This window comes from Actinoplanes philippinensis, from assembly GCF_900113015.1.
GTDB lineage: Bacteria > Actinomycetota > Actinomycetes > Mycobacteriales > Micromonosporaceae > Actinoplanes > Actinoplanes philippinensis.
Window position 1 is genome coordinate 45,029 of the sequence record NZ_FONV01000012.1, and the last position, 22,077, is coordinate 67,105.

Annotated in this window: 15 protein-coding genes and 1 pseudogene; 10 read left to right on the plus strand and 6 right to left on the minus strand. The window is 71.6% G+C overall.

Going from position 1 to position 22,077, the window contains the following annotated elements; all coding sequences use genetic code 11:
- Positions 1-5: 5 nt before the first annotated feature.
- Positions 6-1,364 carry a carboxyl transferase domain-containing protein gene (locus tag BM290_RS30650; protein ID WP_093619406.1) on the minus strand — a complete coding sequence of 453 codons (1,359 nt, stop codon included), beginning with the start codon at positions 1,362-1,364 and terminating at the stop codon, positions 6-8.
- A gap of 162 nt (positions 1,365-1,526) precedes the next feature.
- The gene (locus BM290_RS30655; RefSeq protein ID WP_093619407.1) at positions 1,527-2,204 is read right to left on the minus strand and encodes a Crp/Fnr family transcriptional regulator; all 678 of its coding nucleotides are present in this window, start codon (positions 2,202-2,204) and stop codon (positions 1,527-1,529) included.
- 207 nt (positions 2,205-2,411) lie between these two features.
- Here BM290_RS30655 and BM290_RS30660 point away from each other — a divergent pair, with 207 nt between their 5' ends.
- From BM290_RS30660 to BM290_RS30680, 5 genes and pseudogenes are all read left to right on the plus strand, one after another.
- Positions 2,412-3,578 carry a CapA family protein gene (locus tag BM290_RS30660; RefSeq protein ID WP_093619408.1) on the plus strand — a complete coding sequence of 389 codons (1,167 nt, stop codon included), beginning with the start codon at positions 2,412-2,414 and terminating at the stop codon, positions 3,576-3,578.
- 22 nt (positions 3,579-3,600) lie between these two features.
- A pseudogene (nth, locus tag BM290_RS30665) lies at positions 3,601-4,401 on the plus strand (endonuclease III); the annotation flags it as partial.
- Positions 4,402-4,604: 203 nt separating this feature from the next.
- Positions 4,605-5,111 (plus strand): TlpA family protein disulfide reductase, encoded by a 507-nt coding sequence (locus BM290_RS30670; RefSeq protein WP_093619667.1) that lies wholly within the window; start codon positions 4,605-4,607, stop codon positions 5,109-5,111.
- Complete coding sequence (locus tag BM290_RS30675) at positions 5,108-5,827, plus strand: NUDIX hydrolase (RefSeq protein WP_093619409.1); 720 nt, start codon at positions 5,108-5,110, stop codon at positions 5,825-5,827. Before BM290_RS30670 ends, BM290_RS30675 begins: the two co-directional genes overlap by 4 nt.
- Before the next feature lie 28 nt (positions 5,828-5,855).
- Positions 5,856-7,034 carry a MarP family serine protease gene (locus BM290_RS30680; protein ID WP_093619410.1) on the plus strand — a complete coding sequence of 393 codons (1,179 nt, stop codon included), beginning with the start codon at positions 5,856-5,858 and terminating at the stop codon, positions 7,032-7,034.
- Between the two features lie 273 nt (positions 7,035-7,307).
- Here the strand turns inward: BM290_RS30680 and mycP are convergent, their stop codons facing one another.
- Both mycP and eccCa read right to left on the minus strand, forming a co-directional pair.
- Positions 7,308-8,663: a type VII secretion-associated serine protease mycosin gene (gene mycP / locus BM290_RS30685; RefSeq protein WP_093619668.1), complete on the minus strand. Its 1,356-nt coding sequence runs from the start codon at positions 8,661-8,663 to the stop codon at positions 7,308-7,310.
- A 139-nt stretch (positions 8,664-8,802) separates the two neighbouring features.
- Entirely contained in the window at positions 8,803-12,750 is a 3,948-nt protein-coding gene (gene eccCa / locus BM290_RS30690) for a type VII secretion protein EccCa (RefSeq protein WP_093619411.1), read from the minus strand.
- Positions 12,751-12,904: 154 nt separating this feature from the next.
- Between eccCa and eccD the strand changes: the two genes are divergently transcribed.
- A complete protein-coding gene (eccD, locus tag BM290_RS30695; protein WP_093619412.1) occupies positions 12,905-14,317 on the plus strand; it encodes a type VII secretion integral membrane protein EccD in 1,413 nt (470 codons plus the stop codon).
- Between the two features lie 95 nt (positions 14,318-14,412).
- On the opposite strand, the gene BM290_RS30700 is transcribed toward eccD, so the two are convergent.
- Together BM290_RS30700 and BM290_RS50140 are read right to left on the minus strand one after the other, a co-directional pair.
- Complete coding sequence (locus BM290_RS30700; protein ID WP_093619413.1) at positions 14,413-14,919, minus strand: inorganic diphosphatase; 507 nt, start codon at positions 14,917-14,919, stop codon at positions 14,413-14,415.
- 2,202 nt (positions 14,920-17,121) lie between these two features.
- Positions 17,122-17,679, minus strand: a complete 558-nt coding sequence (locus BM290_RS50140) for a hypothetical protein (protein ID WP_093619415.1) — start codon at positions 17,677-17,679, stop codon at positions 17,122-17,124.
- Positions 17,680-17,761: 82 nt separating this feature from the next.
- On the opposite strand from BM290_RS50140, the gene dacB reads away from it, so the two are divergent.
- The 4 genes from dacB to hpt all read left to right on the plus strand — a co-directional run bounded on the left by dacB (position 17,762) and on the right by hpt (position 21,872).
- Complete coding sequence (dacB, locus tag BM290_RS50145) at positions 17,762-19,162, plus strand: D-alanyl-D-alanine carboxypeptidase/D-alanyl-D-alanine endopeptidase (RefSeq protein WP_093619416.1); 1,401 nt, start codon at positions 17,762-17,764, stop codon at positions 19,160-19,162.
- Between the two features lie 52 nt (positions 19,163-19,214).
- Positions 19,215-20,255 (plus strand): zinc-dependent metalloprotease, encoded by a 1,041-nt coding sequence (locus BM290_RS30720; RefSeq protein WP_093619417.1) that lies wholly within the window; start codon positions 19,215-19,217, stop codon positions 20,253-20,255.
- Positions 20,256-20,257: 2 nt separating this feature from the next.
- The gene (gene tilS / locus BM290_RS30725; protein ID WP_093619418.1) at positions 20,258-21,232 is read left to right on the plus strand and encodes a tRNA lysidine(34) synthetase TilS; all 975 of its coding nucleotides are present in this window, start codon (positions 20,258-20,260) and stop codon (positions 21,230-21,232) included.
- Positions 21,233-21,296: 64 nt separating this feature from the next.
- Positions 21,297-21,872, plus strand: a complete 576-nt coding sequence (hpt, locus tag BM290_RS30730) for a hypoxanthine phosphoribosyltransferase (protein WP_093619419.1) — start codon at positions 21,297-21,299, stop codon at positions 21,870-21,872.
- The last annotated feature ends 205 nt before the right edge of the window (positions 21,873-22,077 follow it).

A 22,077-nucleotide genomic window follows, 5' to 3' on the forward strand; every position in this document is an offset into this window, starting at 1 on the left:
ACCTTTCAAGATCGGAACACGCCGACGTGCGCGGCGCCCACCACGGCCGCGCTGTGCACCGCGGAGAGACAGAGGCCGAGGACGGTACGGGTGTCGCGTGGGTCGATGACGCCGTCATCGGCTCTGCTCGTGTCGGCACTCCGGTCGGCGGACGGCCAGCTGAACCGGAACCGCGGCTCGTCGGTGCGTTCGCCGGTGACGTCGCCCACGTTCAGGACCAGATGGGGGACTGTCGAACGCGCTATCGCGTGCGCCATCGGAGCGTCGTGCCGGGTGTCCTGCTCGTCCTCGGCCGGTGTGCCGACATGCCGCAGGAACAGCACCGGCGTGGCCGTGGTGTTCGCCAGGTGCAGGAAGTGCACGACCTTCTGCGCCTCGGCCACCGAACACGACCGCACCGGCCCGGCCAGCACCCCCAGCGGATAACCGTGCAGCTCACCCCAGCCGGCCACCATCGCGGCGCCGTGCCCCGGCTTGAACTCGTCGAAGTCGCTGTCGTCGAGGATCCGGGCGAACACCTCGCGCGGCTCGAACGACGCGGGGTCGGCGGCGGCGAGCGTGAGCAGGCCCTCCGGGTCGTGCCGGGGCGGGAGCGGGCGGCGGTTGCGCGGCGGCGGACCGAGCTTGCGCCAGTTGAGCCGCCGGACGCACTGCCGGGCCAGGCGCAGCCCGTCCCGCTCGTCCTCGGCGAGCTGGTCGGCCGGCCCGGTCGGCCCGGCCGGCACCACCGGGGTGGCGCGCACGTCGACACCCGCGTGACCGTTTATCGGCTGCGGGTGGATGGTCAGCACCTTCGCATGCCCGCGAACCCGGATCGTGTAGTCGGAGAGGGCCGGCAGGTACGCGGCGTCGCCGGTGGTGGCGCCGAAGACCACGCAGATCGACGGCACCAGATCCGGCGGGAAGAGCCCACCCGCCGAGCCGCTGTCCCCGGCCGACTCGACCAGGTTGATCAGCGGCAGCCGGTTCATCGTGGCGATCGCGGTGGCACGCCGGATCTTCTCGGCGGTGTACGGGTTGACCGCGCCCTCTTCCACGGTCGGATCGTTCGCGACCACGACGCACTCGACGCCCTCGATCACCCCGACGCCGGTGACCACGCTCGCGCCGACCGGGAACTCCGACCCCCACGCCGCGACCGGGCACAGCTCCAGGAACGGGCTGTCCTGGTCGAGCAGCATCTCGATGCGTTCCCGGGGCAGCAGCTTGCCGCGCGCGTGATGCCGGGTCACATACTTCTCGCCGCCGCCGGCCCGGGCCTCGTCGAGGGCGGACTCCAGCGCGGCGAGGCGTTCCAGGGTGGTCCCGCGCCCCTCCAGATAGGCGGGGTCACGCGGGTCCAGCGTGGTGTCGAGCACGGTCATCTCGCCACACCCCTGCCTGCCTTCAATGCCGCGCCCTCTCCTGTCCGTACCGATGCCTCTCGGCCACCTCCGTAACGAGTGGCCGAGGTGATGCGACACGGACAGGTGGAGCAGCACGGCTAAGGGGCTGTCCCCGGAGGACAGCCCCTTGGAAGGCGACGGTCAGACGCGGGCGCGGCGCGCGAGGCGCTCCGGGTCCAGGATGATCACGCTCTTGCCGTCGAGGCGGAGCCAGGCGCGCGAGGCGAAGTCGGCGAGCGCCTTGTTGACCGTCTCGCGGGAGGCGCCGACCAGCTGGGCCAGCTCCTCCTGGGTGAGGTCGTGGGTCACCCGCAGGACGCCGCCGTCACGGGTGCCGAAGCGGCCCGCCATCTGCAGCAGGTTCTTCGCGACGCGGCCGGGCACGTCGGTGAAGATCAGGTCGGCGAGCGCGTCGTTGGTACGGCGCAGCCGCCGGGCCAGGACACGGAGCAGCTGCTCGGCGATCTCCGGCCGGTTGTTGAGCCACGGGCGCAGCGACGACTTCTTCAACCGGGCCAGCCGGCTGTCGGTCACCGCGGTGGCGGTGGCCGTCCGCGGGCCGGGGTCGAAGAGGGAAAGCTCGCCGAGCATGTCGGAGGGCCCCATGATGGAGACGAGGCTCTGCCGGCCGTCAGCGGCTCGGCGACCGAGCTTGATCTTGCCGGACAGAACGATATACAGGCTGTCGCCGGCCTCGCCCTCGTTGAAGACCACGTCGCCCTTGCGGACTTCGATCGTGTCCATCTCCTTGGCGAGCGCCTCAGCGGCTTCCGGGTCTACACCCTGAAAGATTCCGCTCCGGGCCAGTACCTCATCCATCGCCGCACCTTTCGAAAACGCGCAACGTCTGCGCTCGATCAGTCTAGGCGCACGCGGGCGGGAAACGGGCGGCCACCCCTTGATCCAAATACTGGACGGTAACCAGAAATGCCCTGAACGCTGGTGATAAATCAGCGGTCCGGGCATATCAGGACAGGCCTTTCGTCGGTCGATCCCGCTTGCCGGACGACGGTATCGTCCGCGTCGATGAATCCGCACCCCCGAACCCGACAGAAAAACCGGCCCCCGGCGGCCGGGATTATCGCCACAAGCGTCCTGCTTGTAACTGCTTTGGGGGGATGTGGCCTGGTCGGTGGTGGCTCCGACCCGGTCTGGAATCCACCGGCGGCCTCCGCGCCGGCCGCCGGCGTCAGCGGGAAACCGGTCCGGGAGTCGGCGCCCGTCGACGCGATCTCGCTCTCCGCGACCGGCGACATCATCATGGGCGACGCGCCCGGCAAGCTCCCGGCCAACGACGGCGCCGGCTTCTTCGACTCGGTCACCGAGGCGCTCGAGTCCGATCTCGTCATGGGCAATCTGGAGCAGCCGCTCACCGGCGACACCGGCACCTCCAAGTGCGGCTCGCCGAAACGTCCCAACTGCTTCGCCTTCCGGTCGCCGCCGGCCTACGCCGAGCACCTCAAGGAGGCCGGGTTCCAGCTGCTCAACACGGCCAACAACCACTCCAAGGACTACGGCGCCCAGGGATACCGGAACACCGTGGAGGCGCTGGAGGCGGCCGGGCTCGAGCACACCGGGGCCGAGGACCAGATCACCGTCGTCGACGTCAAGGGCGTCAAGGTCGCGGTGGTCGGCTTCTCGCCGTACGCCGGCGCCAACAACCTGAACGATCTCGGCGCCGCCACCTCGGTGATCTCCGAGGCCGCGAAGAAGGCCGACCTGGTGGTCGTCCAGGTGCACATGGGCGCCGAGGGCTCCGACAGGACCCACGTGAAACCCGGCAACGAGCTGTTCTTCGGGGAGAACCGGGGCGACCCGATCAAGTTCAGTCACACCGTCATCGACGCCGGGGCCGACCTGGTCGTCGGGCACGGGCCGCACGTGCTCCGGGGCATGGAGTTCTACAAGGGCAAGCTGATCGCGTACAGCCTCGGCAACTTCGCCGGTGGCGGCCGCACCCTGTCGCGCAACGGCGACCTCAAGTACGCCGGCGTGCTGCACGTGTCGCTGACCGGCACCGGTGAGTACGTGGACGGGAAGTTCGTCTCCACATACCTCAACGACGCCGGTGTCCCCACCCGGGACAAGACCAACGAGCGCGGGCGCAAGATGGTCGCCGAACTGTCCGAGGCCGACTTCGGCGACACGGCCGCCGTCATCGGGACCGACGGCAGCATCAAGCCGTCCGCGTGAGCGGCCGACGTACTCTTTACCGGTGACTCGACCCCGCGCCGCGAAACTCGCTCCCCAGCGCTTCGCGGGCGAGACGGATCTGGGCCGCAAACGGCGGGCCCGCAAGATGGCCCGGGTGCTGGCCGAGACCCATCCCGACGCGCACTGCGAGCTCGACTTCACCAACCCGCTCGAGCTCGCCGTCGCGACGATCCTGTCCGCGCAGACCACCGACGTCCGGGTCAATCAGGTCACCCCCGAGCTGTTCCGGCGGTATCGGTCGGCAGCCGACTACGCCGGCGCCGACCGCGCCGAGATGGAGGCGTTGCTCCGGCCGACCGGCTTCTTCCGGGCCAAGACCAACTCGCTGATCGGTCTCGGGCAGGCGCTGCTCGACCGGCATCGGGGCGAGGTCCCGCGCAAGCTCGATCAGCTGGTCAAGCTGCCGGGCATCGGGCGCAAGACGGCCAACGTGGTGCTCGGCAACGCGTTCGACGTCCCGGGCATCACCGTCGACACCCACTTCAAGCGGCTCACCAACCGGTTCGGCTGGGTCGACGAGCAGGACGAGGTGAAGATCGAGTTCGCGGTCGCCGAGATGATCGAGAAACGCGACTGGACCATGCTGTCGCATCGGGTGATCTTCCACGGGCGGCGGGTCTGCCATGCGCGGACGCCGGCCTGCGGGGCCTGCACGTTGGCCGCCATGTGCCCCTCGTACGGGACCGGGCCGACCGAGGCGGCGCCGGCGGCAAAGCTCCTGAAGGGGCCGCGGGCGCGCGACCTGGCGATCGCGGCGGGCGTCGATCCGGATCTGGTGCCGGCCTCCGCCCTGGCCGCCGAGCCCGTTTCCGGTGGCGCTGGTTCGGGTTTTGACCCCGAGCCCGTTTCTGATGGCGCGGGTTCGGGTTTTGACCCCGAGCCCGTCTCTGGCGGCGCTGCTTCGGGCCGCGTCTCCGCTCCCGTTTCCGGTGGCGCTGGTTCGGGTCTTGCGTCGGGGCTCTCGGAGGGGCTGTGAGACGGCTTCTTCTCGCCTCGGCCGCCGTGATGGTGCTTTCCGGCTGTGCGGCCACGGTGGGGGAGCCGGAGATACCGTCGCCCTTCGCGGCGTGCGACGGCCTGACCGGCGGGACTTCTACCGAAATTCCCGACATTTCGCTTCCCTGTTTCACCGGCGGTGCCGATGTGCGACTGCGTGACCTGCGCGGACCCACGGTGATCAACGTCTGGGGTTCCTGGTGCGGCCCCTGCCGCGAGGAGCTCCCGGTCATGCAGGGCCTCGCCGACCGGGCCGACGGCCGGTTCACCGTCATCGGCGTCGACACCCGCGACGACCGGTCCCGGGCCGCCGACTTCGCCACCGATCGGAGTGTCACCTTTCCGACTCTCTTCGACCCGGAGCAGCGGTTCATCGGAGGGCTGGGCGTGACCATGCTGCCCGCCACCGTCTTCATCAAGGCCGACGGGGGGATGTACGTGCATCGCAACGCCATGGACGTCGACCAGTTGATCGAACAGGTGCGGAAACAGTTCGGCGTTACGGTGGCCCGATGAGCCGGGGTGAGGTGCTGGGGCGGCCGGACGGTCTGCCCGACTGGTTCGAGCCCCTGCTCACCAGGGTCGCCGAGTGCCGCAGCGAAGACTTCACCATGCTGCGCCGCCCGGTCGGCGCCGGTGGCCGGGCCAGTGCGGTCCTGGTCCTGCTCGGCGAGGACGAGGAGCGTCCCGGCCATCCTGACCTGCTGATTCTTCAGCGGGCCGCGACCATGCGCAACCACGCCGGCCAGCCCGCCTTCCCCGGCGGCGCCACCGATCCGGACGATGCCGACGCCGCCGCCACCGCCCTGCGCGAGGCCAACGAGGAGGTCGGTCTCGACCCGTCCTCGGCCGAGGTGGTGGCGCTTCTGCCCGAGCTGTGGATCCCGGTCAGCGGGTTCGTGGTCAGCCCGGTTCTCGCCTGGTGGCGAAAGCCACACCCGGTGCATCCGTTGCAGCCGGCCGAGGTCGCCCACGTCGACAGGTTGCCGATCAGTGAACTGGCCGACCCCGCGAACCGTATCCGGGTGCGACATCCGAGCGGCTGGATCGGCCCCGCGTTTCAGGTCCGGGGGCTGCTCGTCTGGGGTTTCACGGCTGGGGTGATCGCTGCGTTGCTGGACATGGCCGGTTGGGCGCGCCCCTGGGAACCGGGCCGCATCATCGAACTTCCGGACGCCGCCGCTCCCGTTCCGGCCGCCCGTGGCGGTGCGCCGGATGAGGTGGTGCCGTGAGATGGCCCCCGACTTCTACGCTGAGTGAGTGCCCGTGGTCGATATTTTCCTGATCGTGGTCATGGTGCTGTTCGCGATCAGCGGATATCGCCAGGGCTTCGTCATCGGCGCGCTGTCGCTCGGTGGCTTCTTCAGCGGTGTTCTCATCGGTCTGCAGCTCGGTCCGCTGCTCGCCCGCCAGTTCGAGAACGGCACGGTGCGGCTGGTCGTCGCGCTCGGCGTCATCCTCATCCTCGCGGTCCTCGGCCAGACCCTGGCCGGCTGGCTCGGCACCAACCTGCGGCAGGTCATCCAGAGCAAACCGGTCCAGTACCTCGACGACGCCGGCGGCGCCCTCGTCTCGGTGATCGCGGTCCTCTTCGCGGCCTGGCTCGTAGCCGTCCCGTTCGGCTCGACGCCGTTCCCGGCGATCAACGCGGCGGTCCGGGACAGCGCCATCCTCGGCGGCGTCACCGAGCTGGTTCCCGACGAGGTGCGGGCCCTCTCCTCCGGGCTGCGCGACACCCTCGACACCAACGGCTTCCCCGACGTCTTCGGTGGTCTCACCCGTACACAGGCCCGCGAGGTCGCCGCCCCCGACCCGGCACTGGCCGGCTCCAAGGTCGTCAAGGACTCGAAGGACTCGGTGCTCAAGATCCTCGGCTCGGCGCCGAGCTGCTCGCGCCGCATCGAGGGCACCGGGTTCGTCTACGCCACCGAGCGCGTCATGACCAACGCGCACGTGGTCGCCGGCACTCGTGAGGTCGTCGTGGAGAGCGGCGGCCGCCAGATCGAGGGCAAGGTCGTCGTCTACGACCCCAAACGTGACCTGGCCGTCCTCTACGTGCCCGGCCTCAAGGCCCCGGTGATGAACTTCGTCGGCAAGGAGGCCGCGACCGGCGCCAGCGCGATCGTGCTCGGCTATCCGCAGGACGGGCCGTACAACGCGCAGTCCGCCCGGATCCGCGACGTCGGCGACATCACCGGCCCGGACATCTACAGGTCGGGTGACGTCACCCGGGACATCTACACGATCAAGTCGCTGGTCCGCAGCGGCAACTCGGGCGGCCCCCTGATCGACCCCGACGGCGACGTCCTCGGCGTCATCTTCGCGGCGGCGGCGGACGACAAGAACGTCGGCTTCGCCCTCACCGCGGAGGAGGCCGCGCCGGTCGCTCAGAACGGCCGCGTCAACACCCGCGAGGTCCGCACCGGCGAGTGCGCCTGAAAATTCCTGTGCGGGGTACGCTCGCCGACCCCCCAACCGCACCCATTCGTCACGTCCGGTCCGCGCGACCGATGCGGCCCGGCACGGCCCTGACGCGCCCGCCGGGCTGATGCCTTCCGTCACCGCCCTGGCCGGCCCGCAGTGCTGTCATGCTGCGGTTTCGGCAGCCGTATCTTTGCCGTCAGCTTCCCGGGACCTGTCGCGCACGGCTTCCCGATCCGGGCCGCGCACGGGATCCCGGGACCGGGCCGCGCTCGGCGGACCGGACCGGGGTCAGCCGGTCGTCGCGGCGAAGCGCCGGATGGTGATCCCGGCGGCGATCGCCGACAGCAGGAAGAGGCCGAGCGCGATCCACCGAGCCATCGGTGAGTCGTCCTCCGGCTCGGGTTTCGTCGGCGCCGCCCACCCGCCGGTGTTACCGCCCGGAACGGGGGTGACGGCGCCTGCCGGCTCGGTGCTCTGCTGCGGCGCCGACTGCGCCTGCCCGGAAGCCGGAGCACTGCCGAACCGGGCCACCCCCGGCGGCGGCGTGTTGTCGAGCGGATTGCCGGTGACGAACGGAACGTCAGCGGTGAGGGCCTTGACCGGATCGATCACTCCGAAGCCGAACTCCGGGTCGCGGCCGGGCGCGCCCCGATCCGAGGCCGTCCGGATGATCCGGTTGACCACCTCGGGCGCCGACATGTCCGGCCAGCGGGAACGGATCAGCGCCGCCGTCGCGGCCACCATCGGCGCGGCGAAACTCGTGCCCTGCACCCGCCAGTAGCCGCGCGGCCGTGCCCCGACCAGATCGGTCGCCGGCGCCGTCACCACTGTCTCCTTGCCCCGGATGGAGCCGCTCCACAGGCCCTCGCCGTTACGCTCGGTGCCCCCGACAGCGATGACACCCGGTTCACGAGCGGGATACCACACCCCGTAGTTCGACGATTTCGACGTGCTCGTGCCGGTGGCGTTGCCGGTGCAGGCGACCACCACGACATCTTTGGCGAACGCGTAGTCGATGGCCGCGGCGAGGGTCGCGCTGGAGCCGCTGCCGCCGAGCGACAGATTGACCACCTTGGCGCCGTTGTCGACGGCCCAGCGCAGCCCTTTTGCCACGATCAGCGCATCGTCATACCGATTGTCCTCATCGAGCACCCGGACCGGCAGGATCTTCGCCTTCGGCGCGATGCCGGTGACACCGGCCTGGTCGTCGTTGCGGCCCGCGATGATCGCCGACACCGTGGTCCCGTGACCGACCGGGTCGCTCTCCCCGTCGCCCTTGCGGTCGACCAGATCGAGGCCGGGCAGCACCTGCCCCTCCAGGTCGACGTGATGAGCATCCACACCGGAGTCGATGACCGCGACCGTCACCCCGGCGCCGTCGGAGTAGTTCCACGCCTCGGTGAGGTGGAGCGCGTCCAGCTGCCACTGATCGGCCCGGACCGCGTCACCGGTGAGGACCGGCTCGGCCACCGGCGGGGCCGCGCCCGCCCCGACGGGGACGCCGAACGCGATGAGGCCGGCCAGCGCGGCCGCGCCGAGACGCCGCCCGCCGCGCCTCGATGTCGTGAACCGCCGAAGGGCGCCGCCCCACGCCACCGGTCCAGCCGGGTTTCGATGCTCACTGGTCACGGTCGGCGTCGCCATTCTCCAGAACGGGTCGGTCGTGGCTTCGGTCAATCGCTGCGGGGTCACAGGGCCGCATCGTCGGTCGATGGAGGGAGATTACTCCCTCGTACCGGCGTGTCGCTGCGGTCCGTTCCGCTCAATCGCACCGGGTGTCTGTTCATCTACCCGCATCACGGAACGGCGGCACATGGGCGACCTGGATCAACCGGGTCCCCTCACGTCGCGTGACGAGACGTCCCCGGCCCGGTGGCAGAGGGTACGGCTTGACGCTCCCGATGAGCGCGCCCTCCTCCGGCGAGCCCGACAGCACCAGGCCGGGCGCCGACAGCTCCCGCAGCCGCTGGATCACCGGCTCGTAGAGCGCCCGCCCCGCCCCGCCGGAACGCCGGGTCAGCACCAGGTGCAGCCCGATGTCGCGGGCCTGCGGCAGGTACTCCACGAGCGGGGTCAACGGGTTCGTCGGCCCGGCCACCACCAGGTCGTAGTCGTCGACCAGGACGAACAGCTCCGGACCCGTCCACCATGAGCGCTCCTGCAGCTCGCGGGCGGTGACCTCGGGGCCGGGCAGCCGCCGCTGCATGTATCCGGCGGCGGACAGGATCAGGTCGTGTGTCTGCTGGGCCTGCATGCCGTACCCGATGCGGTGTTCGGACTCGGGCAGGTCGATCAGGCTGCGCCGGTAGTCGACCAGGATGATCCGGCACTCCTCCGGCCGGAACCGGTGGGTCAGCGTCGTCGCGATCGACCGCAGGAACGACGTCTTGCCCGACTCGGCGTCACCGAACAGCAGGAAGTGCGGATCGGTCGCGAAGTCGATCTCGACCGGCCGCAGGTCCGCCTCGGCGATGCCGATCGGGATCCGCAGGCCGCTGCCCCGCTCGGCGTCCAGCGACGTGTACGGCACCGAGGCCGGCAGCAGGCGCACCCGCGGCGCGAGCGGCCCCTCCCAGGCCGACGCGATCGACTTGACCAGCGCCGGGGTGTCGCCGATCGAGCTCACCTCGGGCCGGACCGTGAGCAGGTGCAGGCCTTTGGCCCGGTCGGCCGGGTGCGGGATCATGCCGCGGCCGGGCGCCTCGTCCGGCACCGACTCGGCCGCGCGCCGGGCGATGATCGAGTCCGACGGGTCACCGAGCCGCAGCTCGAGCCGGGAGCCGAAGAGGTCCCGCACCGCCGGCCGGAAGTCCATCCAGCGGGAGGTCGCGGCCACCAGGTGGATGCCGTACGACAGACCACGCGTGGCCAGGTCGGTGAGGACCGGCTCCAGCTCCTCGAACTCCTTGCGGATCGTGCTCCAGCCGTCGACCACGATGAACACATCGCCGAAGGGGTCGTTGCCACCGCCCGCACGCCGGCTGCGGTAGGCCGCCATCGACTCGACGCCCAGCTCGGCGAACCGGGCCTCCCGCTCGGCGAGCAGGGTGATCATCTCGCCGACGGTACGGCGTACCCCCTCCGCGTCGAGCCGCGCGAACACCCCGCCCACATGCGGCAGGTCACGCAGCGTCCCGAGACCGCCGCCACCGAAGTCCATGCAGTAGATCTGCACCTCGGCCGGGGTGTGGGTGAGCGCCAGCCCGCACACCAGGGTCCGCAGCGCCGTCGACTTGCCGCTCTGCGTGCCACCGACCACGGCGACGTGCCCGGCCGCGCCGGCCAGCTGCAGCCACATCAGGTCGCGGACCTGCTCCCGCGGCTTGTCGATGACCGCGATCGGCACCTGGAGCCGGTTGTGCAGCGCCGGATTGGTGAAGGTCAGCCCGCGGCCCGGGGTGACGCCGACCGGACCGAGAAGCTCGTCGAGCAGTGCCGACTCGTCCAGCGGCGGCAACCACACCTGATGCGCCGGCGGCCCCTGCCCGATGATCCGCTCGATCAGGACGTCCGCCAGTTTCGGCCCGTCCTCGTCGGCCTGCACCGGTTTCGGCGCGGACGCCGGCGCCGCCACGTGCTGGGTGGTCCACGGCAGCACCTGCACACCACCGTGGTCGGCGCGCCCACCGGACCGGCCGGATCGGCGCACCGGCCCGCCCACATAGGCGGCCTTGAACCGGATCAGCGGCTCGGTGCCGAACTTCATGTACCCGTTGCCGGGGGACCGGGGCAGCTCATACGCGTCCGGAACACCGAGGACCGCCCGCGACTCCAGAGCCGAGAAGGTCCGCAGACCGATCCGGTACGACAGGTGCGTGTCCAGACCCCGCAGCCGCCCGTCCTCCAGCCGCTGACTGGCCAGCAGCAGGTGCACGCCGAGCGACCGCCCGAGCCGCCCGATCTGCAGGAAGATGTCGATGAAGTGCGGCCGTTTCTCCAGCATCTCGGTGAACTCGTCACAGACCACGAAGAGCGTGGGCAGCGGAGCCAGCGGCGCGCCGCCGAGCCGCGCCTTCTCGTAGTCGAACTGCCCCGCGTAGTTGCCGGCCTTGCGCAGCAGCTCCTGCCGCCGGCTCAGCTCGCCCTCCAGCGCGTCGGCCATCCGGTCGACCAGGGGCAGAGCATCCTCCAGGTTGGTGACCAGCGCGGCGGTGTGCGGCAGCCGGTCACAGGCGGCGAACGCGGCGCCGCCCTTGAAGTCGATCAGAACGAAGTTGAGGATCTCCGACGAGTGCGTGGCGGCGAGCGCCAGCACGAGCGTACGCAGCAGCTCCGACTTACCCGAGCCGGTCGCGCCGACGAGCAGGCCGTGCGGGCCCATGCCGTCCTGCGCCGACTCCTTCAGGTCCAGCTCGACCGGCATGCCGTCGTCGCTCACGCCGATCGGCACCCGCAGCCGATCCCGATGCGGCCGGGCCGGCCAGCCCCGCGCCACCGAGAAGTTCTCCGGATCGGGAATGCCCAGCAGCTCCGGCAGGCCGGTCTCGATCGCGGCCGGAGTGCCGCCGCCCGGGTCCGGCGCGGTCGCCAGCCGCAGCGGCGCCAGCCGCCGGGCCACCGCCTCGGCCTCCTCCACGGTCAGGCCGTCGGCGCGGCCCGCCTCACTCTCGTGATCCATCGTCCACGTGCCGAGGACACCGTCGGTACGGACCTCCAGCACCAGCGCCGAACGATCCAGCAGGCGCGGCGGCATGGTGTCCAGGTCGAGCACGGTCAGGCCGTCGAGCGCGTCGTCCAGCCGGGTGGTCGCCGGCTCCGCGCCGTCCACCACGACCAGCACGTGCGGTGTGCTCCCGGCACTGCCTCCGGGATGGAACCGCGGCCGCGACCCGATCACCTGCTCCAGCAGCTCGGCCAGCCGTGGCTCGTCACCGGCCACCAGCCGGACCGGGCCCAGGGCGTCGGTCAGCGCCGGATGCTGGGCGTGCGGCAGCCACTTCACCCACTCCCAGTACGGCCGGGCCTCCCGCCCCGCACACACCGCGATCACCAGATCCTCCGGGGCGTGGAAGACGGCCAGTTGCGTCAGCACCGCCCGGACCAGCGCCCGCGGCCCCTCCGCGCCCGGCGCGTCACCCCGCACGAACACCCGGGCGAACCCGCGCAGCGACATCGCCACCGGCAGATCGGGCACCACCGAATACGCGTCGAGGAACCGGCGCAGCGCCCCCGCGGTCATCGGCTCCAGCTCGTCCAGCGGACGCGTCACCGGCGGCACCAGCGGCGTCGCCAGCGTCTGCGGCCCCAGACCCACCCGCACCACGCCGAAATCCGGATCACCGGGACGCCGCTCCCACACCCGGTGGCTGTCGGCGGTCGACCACAGCCGGTCCGGATCGGGATGCCGGTAGAGCAGCCCGAGCCGCTGCATCCGCGCGGTCTCCCGGACCCGTTTGCGCAGCGAGGCGAGATGCCGCAGATACTCCCGGCGGGCGGCCATCATCTCCGCCTTGCGCGGTGCCCCGGAGGCGCCGAACGAGGTCATCATCATGGCGAGCGAGGACACCCCGAAAAGACCACCGATGACGTACGAGTACGCGCCCCCGCGCCCCTGGCCCATCATCATCGCCATGGCCATCGTCCCGCCCAGCATCGGCAGCGCCATCAGCCACTGCTGCCAGCGCGAACCCGTCGCCTCAGGGATCTCCGGTGGCGGCTCGACGGTCAGCTGCCCCTCCGGGATCTCCGGAGCCGGTCGACGGGCCGCCCGCTTGATCATCACGGTGCCCATCCCGCCCCCTTGACTCCGGCTCCGGCAGCCCCGCCAGCTCTCGGGACTTCACGACCGGCCCACTCTAGGTAAAGTCGCGTCGATCCCGCAGCCTCGTCCCGGGCGATGTGGATAACCTCCGTCACTGGCTGTGGACGAACGGAAGGATTAGCAGGTGAGCGTCGGTCTGGCCCGCGTGACCATCAGCGCGCCGCAACGGCGGGTCGACGTGGCCCTCCCGGAGCAGGTGCCCCTCGCCGAGCTGTTGCCCGAGGTGCTGCGGCACGCCGGCGAGGGCCTTGCCGACGAGGGCGAGCGGCACGGCGGGTGGGTGCTGCGGCGCGGCGACGGCGTCGCCCTGGCGACCGCTCAAGGCCTACACCCCCAGGGGGTACGGGACGGAGAAGTGCTCCACCTCGTGCCGGCCGGCGAGGAGTGGCCGGAACTCGAGTACGACGACGTGGTCGAGGCCATCGCCGAGGGCGCCCGCCGGCGGGGCGGCGTGTGGGACCCGGCCGCCAGCCGCACGGCCACCCTGGCCGCCGCCGCGGTGCCCCTCGGTCTCGGCATCCCGGCCCTGCTCGCGGCCGGCTCCGGCGGTGTCCCGGGTGTGGTCGGCCTCGGCGTGGCGATCCTGCTCACTCTCGTCGGGACCGTCGCCTCCCGAGCCTACGGCGACGCCCGTGCCGGTGTCGCCCTCGGTGGATACGCGCTGCCCTACGCCTTCGCCGGCGGCGCCCTGCTGATCACCTCGTACGGGCGGGGCGGCGTCCTCGGCCCCGTCCCGTGGCTGGGCGGGCCGGAACTGCTCGCCGGCTCGGTCGCGGTCCTGCTCGTGGCGGCGCTCGCCGGCGCCGGGGTGGCCGCCGGCGCGAGATTCTTCACCGCGGGCGTCGTGGCCGGGCTGCTCGGCGCGATCACCGCCGCCACCGGTCTGTTCACCACGGCCGCCGGTGGCGCGGCGATCCTGATCTCGGCGCTGGTCTGCGGGATCGGGATACTTCCGCTGCTGGCGGTCCGGTTCGGGCGTACCCCGCTGCCGCCTGTCGCGCTGCCGCCCGGCACCGAGTCGGTCACCGGCGAGACGCCACGGGCCGCCGCCGACCCGGTGCGCAGGCTCCCCGAGCGGGGTGCGGTGTTCGCGTCGGTCGCCCGTACCGATGAGCTTCTCGCCGGCATGCTCCTCGGCCACGCCGTGCTGGCCATCGGCGCCTTCGCCGTGCTCGCCACCGCCGGGACGCTCGCGTCCCGGGCCCTGATCGCGGTCAGCTCGCTGGCGCTGCTGCTGCGCTCCCGCCTCTTCGTCACCCGGCGGCACCGGGTGCCGGTCCTCGCCGCGGGCCTCGCCGGCGGCGCCGCCCTCGGCGTCGACCTCCTCACCGCGGCCGGCGACGCCCTGCCCGCGGTGATCGCCGGTGCGGTCCTGATCGCGCTGGTCACCGTCGTCGCCGGAGCGCGGTACGCGGACCGGCCGCCCTCGCCCTACCTGGGCCGGGCCGCCGACATCGTCGACGCGCTGATCGTCGTCTCGGTCATCCCGGTCGCGTGTGCGGTGACCGGCCTGTACAGCGCCGTCTCCGGCCTGTGACCCTCATCGCGTAGACCGGCCGGTGGCAATACGACCGCACCTGCGGGCCCGGGGGCTCGCAGGTGCGGTCGTCAGCGGTTCGCGGGAGCGTGCGATCAGTGTTCGTGTTCTCCCTCGGCCTGAGCGGCCTCCTCGCGCTTGAAGGAGGCGCGGATCTCGTTCTCCGCCTCGATCCGGCCGACCCAGGTGGCGCCCTCGACCGACTTGCCCGGCTCCAGGTCCTTGTAGACCTGGAAGAAGTGCTGGATCTCCAGGCGGTCGAACTCGCCCAGGTGGTGGATGTCGCGCAGGTGCTCCTGACGCGGGTCCTCGAACGGGACGCAGATGACCTTGTCGTCGCGGCCCTTCTCGTCGGTCATCCGGTACATCCCGATCGCACGGGCACGCACCAGGCAGCCGGGGAAGGTCGGCTCCTGGATCAGCACCAGAGCGTCCAGGGGGTCGCCGTCCTGACCGAGGGTGCCCTCGATGTAGCCGTAGTCCGCGGGATACTGTGTCGCGGTGAAGAGGGTCCGGTCCAGCCGGATACGTCCGGTCTTGTGGTCCACCTCGTACTTGTTGCGCTGCCCCTTGGGGATCTCAACCAAGACGTCGAAATCCATTGTTCGCTCCCTTTGCTTGCCCGCTTGAATAGACCGGTCCGCCGGGCGGGGAAGCGGGGCATGGAAGCAGGGCCCGCAGGATCCGCGCGCAACGGTGTGCCGGATGTCGCTAGTCTCCCCTAAGTCTGACGCCACGGGCGAGGAGGGGCGTGTGACGAGGCAAGATTCACATGACGGTCCAGAGGAACACGGCGTGTCGGGTTCGCAACCAGACCTCGTAGAGGCTAAGAAGACGACCGATTCGTCACCCTCGAATCCGACATTGTCCGACAATTCAGGCATAGTGGATGCGTCGCGACCGGATGCGGAACCATCGCTCGACGGTGTAACCGTCCCCCCGTCGACGGGTGACGTCCGTCGCCCCTTCCCGTGGCAGCAGGACGATTCCGTCCCGGTGAACCCGCCGGCCCCGGCCCCCGGTTCGGCCTCTGCCGCCCCGGCGCCGGCCGACTCAGGCGTGTCAGGCGCTCGCACCTCGGCCGGGGCGGGTCTGCCCGCTTCGGCTTCCACCGATTCGGAGGCGCCTGCCGCGGGGCAGTCCGCTGCCGGAAACCGGCCCGCGCAGGGGCGGCTTCCGCTGACATTTCTCCAGAGCGAGAAATCGGCTTCCGCTGGTACGGCGCCGTCGCGGGCCTCTACCGCACAAAATCACATATCAGGACAAAAGTCCGGATCCGCCACAGGAATCGCCGGAATGCCTTCCGTGCCGGGACAGGCTCCCGCTCCTCAGATCGAGCGTCTCGGCACCGGCGCGACGGCTCAGTCCGGAGCAGGTGCCGCCTCGATGCTGGGAAGCCTGCCTGGAGCGGGTCCCGCATCGATGCCGGGACACCGGCCGGGGTCGGGCGTCGCCTCGCCGGGGGTGGCCGGGGCCGGGCACTATCCACCGAGCGGTCCCGGGCCGGTCGGGAACTGGCTTGGTGGACAACCGGGTCAGGGGACGGCACGTGAAACCGGGTCGGCCGGTCCGTCCGTGACGATCAGTGCGTCCGCCGCCGCACCACAATCTGCCGCTTCCGCCGGCGGACCGGAACCCGCTTCTTCCGCTGGCGGACCTGAATTCGCCGCTTCCGCTGGCGGACCTGAATCCGCTTCTTCCGCAGCCGGGCCGGAACCCGCCGCTTCTCCCGAGCCTGCCGGTCCCGGCGCTCAAGGTGCGGGCGGCTCCGCGGTCCCCGGCGACGGGCCGAGCAAAGCAGCCGAGTCCGGCTCAGGGCAAGGCTCTGGAGCGAGTGCTGGTCGGCCGACGGACCTGAGCGGCCGTGTCACCGGCCCTGGCAAGGGCGCGACGGCGAGCGATCAACACGGGGCTACGGCTGACGGCCCGCAGAAGGGCACCCAGGGCAGTGATTCTTCCGCCGCCGAGGGGCAGGTTGCCAAGGGCACTGTCTCTGGGCAGGGGTCTGCGCCGGGCGCGGTGCCGGGCCATGGGGTTACCCGAGCCGGTTCGGTTCAGGGCGGCGCGGCATCGGCGCCGGGGCGGGCAGCGGCAGCGGGTGCCGGGGCCGGCCGTGCGGTGGTTCAGGGCCAGGCGTCCGGTCCGGCCAAGGTCGGAAGCGGGGCTACTACCGGTCAGACGGCTCAGGGCGGCTCGGCAGGTCAGACGGTCCAGGGTGGCTCGGCAGGCCGGACAGCTCAGGGCGGCTCGGAAGGCCAGGTCGCGAAGCAGACTCAACCTGGTGCCGGTCGTGGTCCGGCAGGTCAGCCTGCTGGGCAGTCTGAATCGGGCGTCCGTCGTGAGCCGGTCGCTGGGCAGGCGAAGGCGATCGATCCGGACCAGACCGCGACGATCGACCGGTCCGAGTCTGCGGGTCGGCCGGCGAACCCCGGATCAGTTGATCCGGATCGCACGGCCAGTCTGCAGCGTCCGGTGGATCCGGATCGCACGGCCAAACTTCAGCGTCCGGTGGATCCGGACCGCACCGCGAGCCTGCCGCGTCCGGCGGACCTGAACCGTCCGGCCAAGCCGCAACCTCCTACGGATCTCGACCGCACGGTCAGTCTGCAAGGCCCGGTGGACACAGGCCGTACTGCCAGCCGCGGGCCGGCCGGTCAGGGCGCTGGGCCATGGGCGACGAGGCCGACCTCGCTGAGCACGGGTGCCGCCTCCGCTGGACAGCCGACAACGAAGGGCTCCACGCCGGCCGCGGATGCGACCCAGATCATCGGCACAACGACGAGCGGCTCAACACCGGCGGGCGGTCAGGCATCGGCCCCGGGCACGACGCGGCCCGGCGGTCCGGCGGCGAGTGGTGCTGCGAAGGTGGCTGGTCCGGCGCAGCCGGGCGGTCCGGCAGCGAGTGGTGCTGCGAAGGTTGGCGGCGCCACGAGTGGCGCGGCGCAGGCCGGCAGGGCGGTCAGCGGTGCCGCGAAGGTCGGTGGCGTCGCGGCGAGTGGTGCCGCGGCGAGCGGGTCGGCGAAGGTCGGCGGGGCGGCGAGTGGCGCGGCGCAGGCCGGCAGGGCGGTCAGCGGTGCCGCGAAGGTCGGTGGCGTCGCGGCGAGTGGTGCCGCGGCGAGCGGGTCGGCGAAGGTCGGCGGGGCGGCGAGTGGCGCGGCGCAGGCCGGAACGGCGGCGAGTGGGTCCGCGAAGGTCGCTGGAACGGCCGGGGCAGCGCAAGTCGGCGGGGCGGCCAAGGCGGCCGGGGCCGGGCAGGCAGGCGGGCAGTACGGCCGGGCGGTCGTGTCGCCGAACAGCGCACGGGCGGGTGTGCCGCTGCCCAGCACGGACCCCCGGACCTGGGCCGGCGGTACGGCCGCCACCGGTGGGGACGCGATCGCGGCCGAGGTGGGAACGGGGCGCGGGTCCCGTACCAGATGGGCCGTCTTGGTGTTGATCTTTGCGGTGTTGGCCGGTCTCGTCGGGATCGTGCGGCCCGGACCGGTTGACGGGTGGCTGGATGCGCTGGCCGGTGAGCCGGACCGGACCACGCCCGCCCCGGCGCCGGCCACGCCCGAGCCGACGCCCACACCGGTTCTGGTGGCCGCGGAGACGGACGGCGCCGCGCCGGACGCCGCCGCGGTCAGGACGGCGCTGGATCCGCTGGTCAACGCGGCGGCGCTCGGCCCGACCGTGCACATCCAGGTACTCGATGTGGCGAGCGACACAATCCTCTACGAGCGCAACGCGGAGCGCCCGACCACGCCGGCCTCGACCACGAAGGTGCTGACCGCGGCGACCGTGCTGGCCGCGCGGGGGGCCGCCTACCGGCTGGAGACGCGGGTGGTGGCCGGCAGCACCCCGGGGGAGGTGGTGATCATCGGCGGGGGTGACGCCACGCTGGCCGTCGAGGAGGACGACAGGGACCTGTTCCCGGGGGCGGCGCGGCTGGACGACCTGGCCGAGCAGGTGAAGGCGGCGCTCGGCGACGTCGAGCCGACCCGGGTCGTGGTGGACGTCTCGCTCTTCGAGGGGCCGGAGACGGCGCCCGGCTGGGAGGCCTGGGACGTGTCGCCGGGTGGTCAGGTGGCGCGGATCCAGTCGCTGATGACCAACGCGGGCCGGATCGAGCCGGTGCACAACGAGTTCGGCGGGGATCCGCGCTACACCGATCCGGCGCTGTCCGCGGGCAAGCTGTTCGCCAGGATGATCGGCTCCTCGCAGACGTCGGTGAAGAAGGGCACGGCGCCGGCCGGCGGGTCGCCGTCGGCGGATCCGGCCGGGACCTGGACGCCCGGCGCCGAGCTGGGCAAGGTGCAGTCGCCGCCGCTGGTGCAGGTGGTCGACTGGATGCTGCAGCAGAGCGACAACGTGCTGGCCGAGGTGCTGGGGCGGCAGGTGGCGCTCGCGGACGGCAAGGAGGCGAGCTTCGCCGGCGCGGCCGAGGCGATGCGGGACCGGTTGCGCGATCTGGGACTTCCGGGAGATCAGGCGACGCTGTACGACGCGAGCGGCCTCTCCAGCCGCAACGGCATCACCCCGACGCTGCTGGTGAAGACGCTGGCGCTGGCGGCCGGCGGCTCGGAGCCCGCGCTCGGCAACATCTTCAACGGCCTGCCGGTCGCCGGCTGGTCCGGAACCCTGGAGACGCGGTTCGCCACGCCCAGCGGCAACGCCACGGCACAGGGGGTGGTACGAGCCAAGACCGGCACCCTGAGCGGCGTCAACACCCTGGCCGGAGTGCTGGTCACCAGGGACCGGCGGGTGCTGGCGTTCGCGATCATGGCGAAGGGTGGCGCGGACGCCACGAAGGCACGGGCGGCCATCGACGAGGTGGCGGCCAGGTTGGTGGCCTGCGGCTGCTGATCCGGGGTTTCACCTGAGTGCGGTCTGGAACCGCGCGGGTACGGTGGGCTGCATGGCGCAGTTCGTTGACTGGGATCTGGCCGCCGCAACCGCGGGCGCGCTGTCCAAATCGGGGCCCGCGGTCTCCTTCGAGGAGGCCACTCAGGTGGTGTCCGAGCTGCGGGCACTGACCGACGAGGCGGCGGTGCACGTCGCGGCGTACACCGGCTTGACCTCGCAGACCGAGGTGCCGCCGGTCCGTGTGGTGGACCGGCGCGATTGGGCGAGGGTGAACATCGCCGGCCTGCAGCGGGTGATCGGCCCGCTCGTCACCCGGCTGTCCGGTGACAAGGAGCCGAGTCCGCTCGTCGACGCGATCGGCTCCCGGGTGACCGGGGTGCAGGCCGGGACGGTGCTGGCGTATCTGTCCGGCCGCGTGCTGGGGCAGTATGAGGTGTTCTCCGGCGACCCGGGCCAGCTCCTGCTGAACGCGCCGAACATCGTCGAGGTCGAGCGCAAGATCGACGCCGATCCCCGTGACTTCCGGCTCTGGGTCTGCCTTCACGAGGTGACCCACCGCACACAGTTCACCGCAGTCCCGTGGATGCGTGGTTACTTCCTCGGTGAGGTGCAGGCCTTCGTCGACGCCTCGCAGGGCGGCGAGCACGTGCTGGAGCGGCTGCGCCGCGGCGTGGCCACGCTCTCCGAGGCGCTGCGTGACGAGGAGAGCCGGGTCTCCGTGCTGGACATCGTGCAGACCCCGGCGCAGCGTGCCGTGCTGGACCGGCTGACCGCCCTGATGACGCTGCTGGAGGGGCACGCCGAGTTCGTCATGGACGGGGTCGGCCCCGAGGTGATCCCGTCGGTCGAGTCGATCCGGGCGAAATTCAACCGGCGCCGGGAGGGCGGCAACCCCCTGGAGAAGGCGCTGCGCCGGGTGCTGGGCATCGAGGTCAAGATGCGGCAGTACGCGGAGGGCCGCAAGTTCGTCCACGGCGTGCACGAGCGGGTCGGCATGGCCGGCTTCAACAAGATCTTCGAGTCCCCGCTGACGCTGCCCCGCCTGGACGAGCTCGGCGACCCGGATGCCTGGGTGGCGAGGGTGCACGGCTGACCATGGCCAGGATCCCGCCGCCGGTGGCGGCAGTGCGCATGGCGGTGCGCCGGGGCCTGGCCGACCTTCCCGCGGAGGCGCTGATCCTGGTGGCCTGCTCGGGTGGAGCCGATTCTCTGGCACTCGCTTCGGCGGCCCAGTTCTGTGGCCGCCGTGTCGGCCTGGTCACTGTCGACCACGGTCTGCAGGAGGGCTCCGACCGGCGTGCCCGGTCGGTGGCCGCATGGGCGCGCGACGCGGGGCTGGACCCGGTGCGGATCGAGACGGTCTCGGTGGCCGGGCTGCCCGGTGGCCCGGAGGCCGCCGCCCGCACGGCGCGTTATGCGGCGCTCGACGCGGCCGCCGCCGAGGTGGGCGCCGCCGCGGTGCTGCTCGGCCACACCCGCGACGACCAGGCCGAGACGGTCCTGCTGGCGATGGCCCGGGGCGCCGGCCCGCGCGGGCTCTCCGGGATGCCGGCGCGGCGCGGGGTTTTCCGCCGGCCGCTGCTCGAGGTGGCGCGGGCGGACACCCGGAAGGCGTGTGCCGCCCTGGGCCTGGCGCCCTGGGAGGATCCGCACAACACCGATCCGGCGTACGCACGGTCGCGCGTCCGTGCCTCCGCGCTGCCCTCCCTGGTCGACGCCCTCGGCCCGGCGGTGCTGCCCAATCTGGCCCGGACCGCGGCGCTGGTGGCGGCGGACAACGCGGCTCTCGACGAGTTGTCGGCGCAGGCGCTGGAGTCGGCGCGCTCCGGGGCGGGCCTGTCGGCGGCGGCGCTGGCCGCGATGCTTCCGGCGATCCGGGGGCGGGCGCTGCACCGGTGGGCGCGGGAGCTGGGGGCGCCGGGTGGGGCCCTGGCGTATGGGCATGTGGTCGCCCTGGACGCTCTGGTGACCGACTGGCACGGTCAGGGGCCGGTGTTCCTGCCCGCCGGAATCGGGGTGGCGCGCCGTTCGGACGACCTCGTGCGGGTGGTTCCCACCGATATCAGCTGAGGCATCCCGTTCGGATACCGGCCCCGTTCGCCGAACGGTAACTTGCATACGGCAGGCTAGGCCCATGGCTGATGGCTCTTGGTACGACACCGACATCGACCACGTGATCATCTCGGAGCAACAGATCCGGGACAAGATCGACGAACTGGCCAAGCAGGTGTCCGTGGACCACACCGACGCCGCCGACGGCATCCTGCTCGTCTGTGTGCTGAAGGGCGCGGTCATGTTCATGGCCGACTTCGCCCGCGCGCTGGGCAAGCACGGCCCCTCGACCGAGATGGAGTTCATGGCCGTCTCGTCGTATGGGCAGGGGACGACCTCGTCGGGCGTGGTGCGGATCCTGAAGGATCTGGACAGGGACATCGCCGGTCGGCACGTGCTCGTCGTCGAGGACATCGTGGACTCCGGTCTGACCCTCTCCTGGCTGATGAAGTATCTGGAGTCGCGGCAGCCGGCTAGCGTCGAGGTGGTGGCGCTGTTCCGTAAGCCGGACGCGGTCAAGGTGCAGGTCCCGGTTCGTTACGTGGGTTTCGACATCCCGAACGAGTTCGTGGTCGGCTACGGCCTGGACTTCGCCGAGAGGTATCGGGAGCTGCCTTACGTGGGTGTTCTCAAGCCCGAGGTGTACGCCCGTAGCTGAACCGCTTTCTCAGCGTGTTCTCAGTATTGGTTCATTATGGGCGTTTTTGCACCTGAACCGCCCTGATTTAACCGGGCGTACGCGCAGTTCGCCCTGCGGGCTCACGGGTTCGTAATCGGCACCTACGGTGTACGGTCGAGTGACCGATGGCGTGGTGTCACGAGCGCTGGAGGGGCTGGGGCCGGAAACGGCCTCGGCAGCCGCC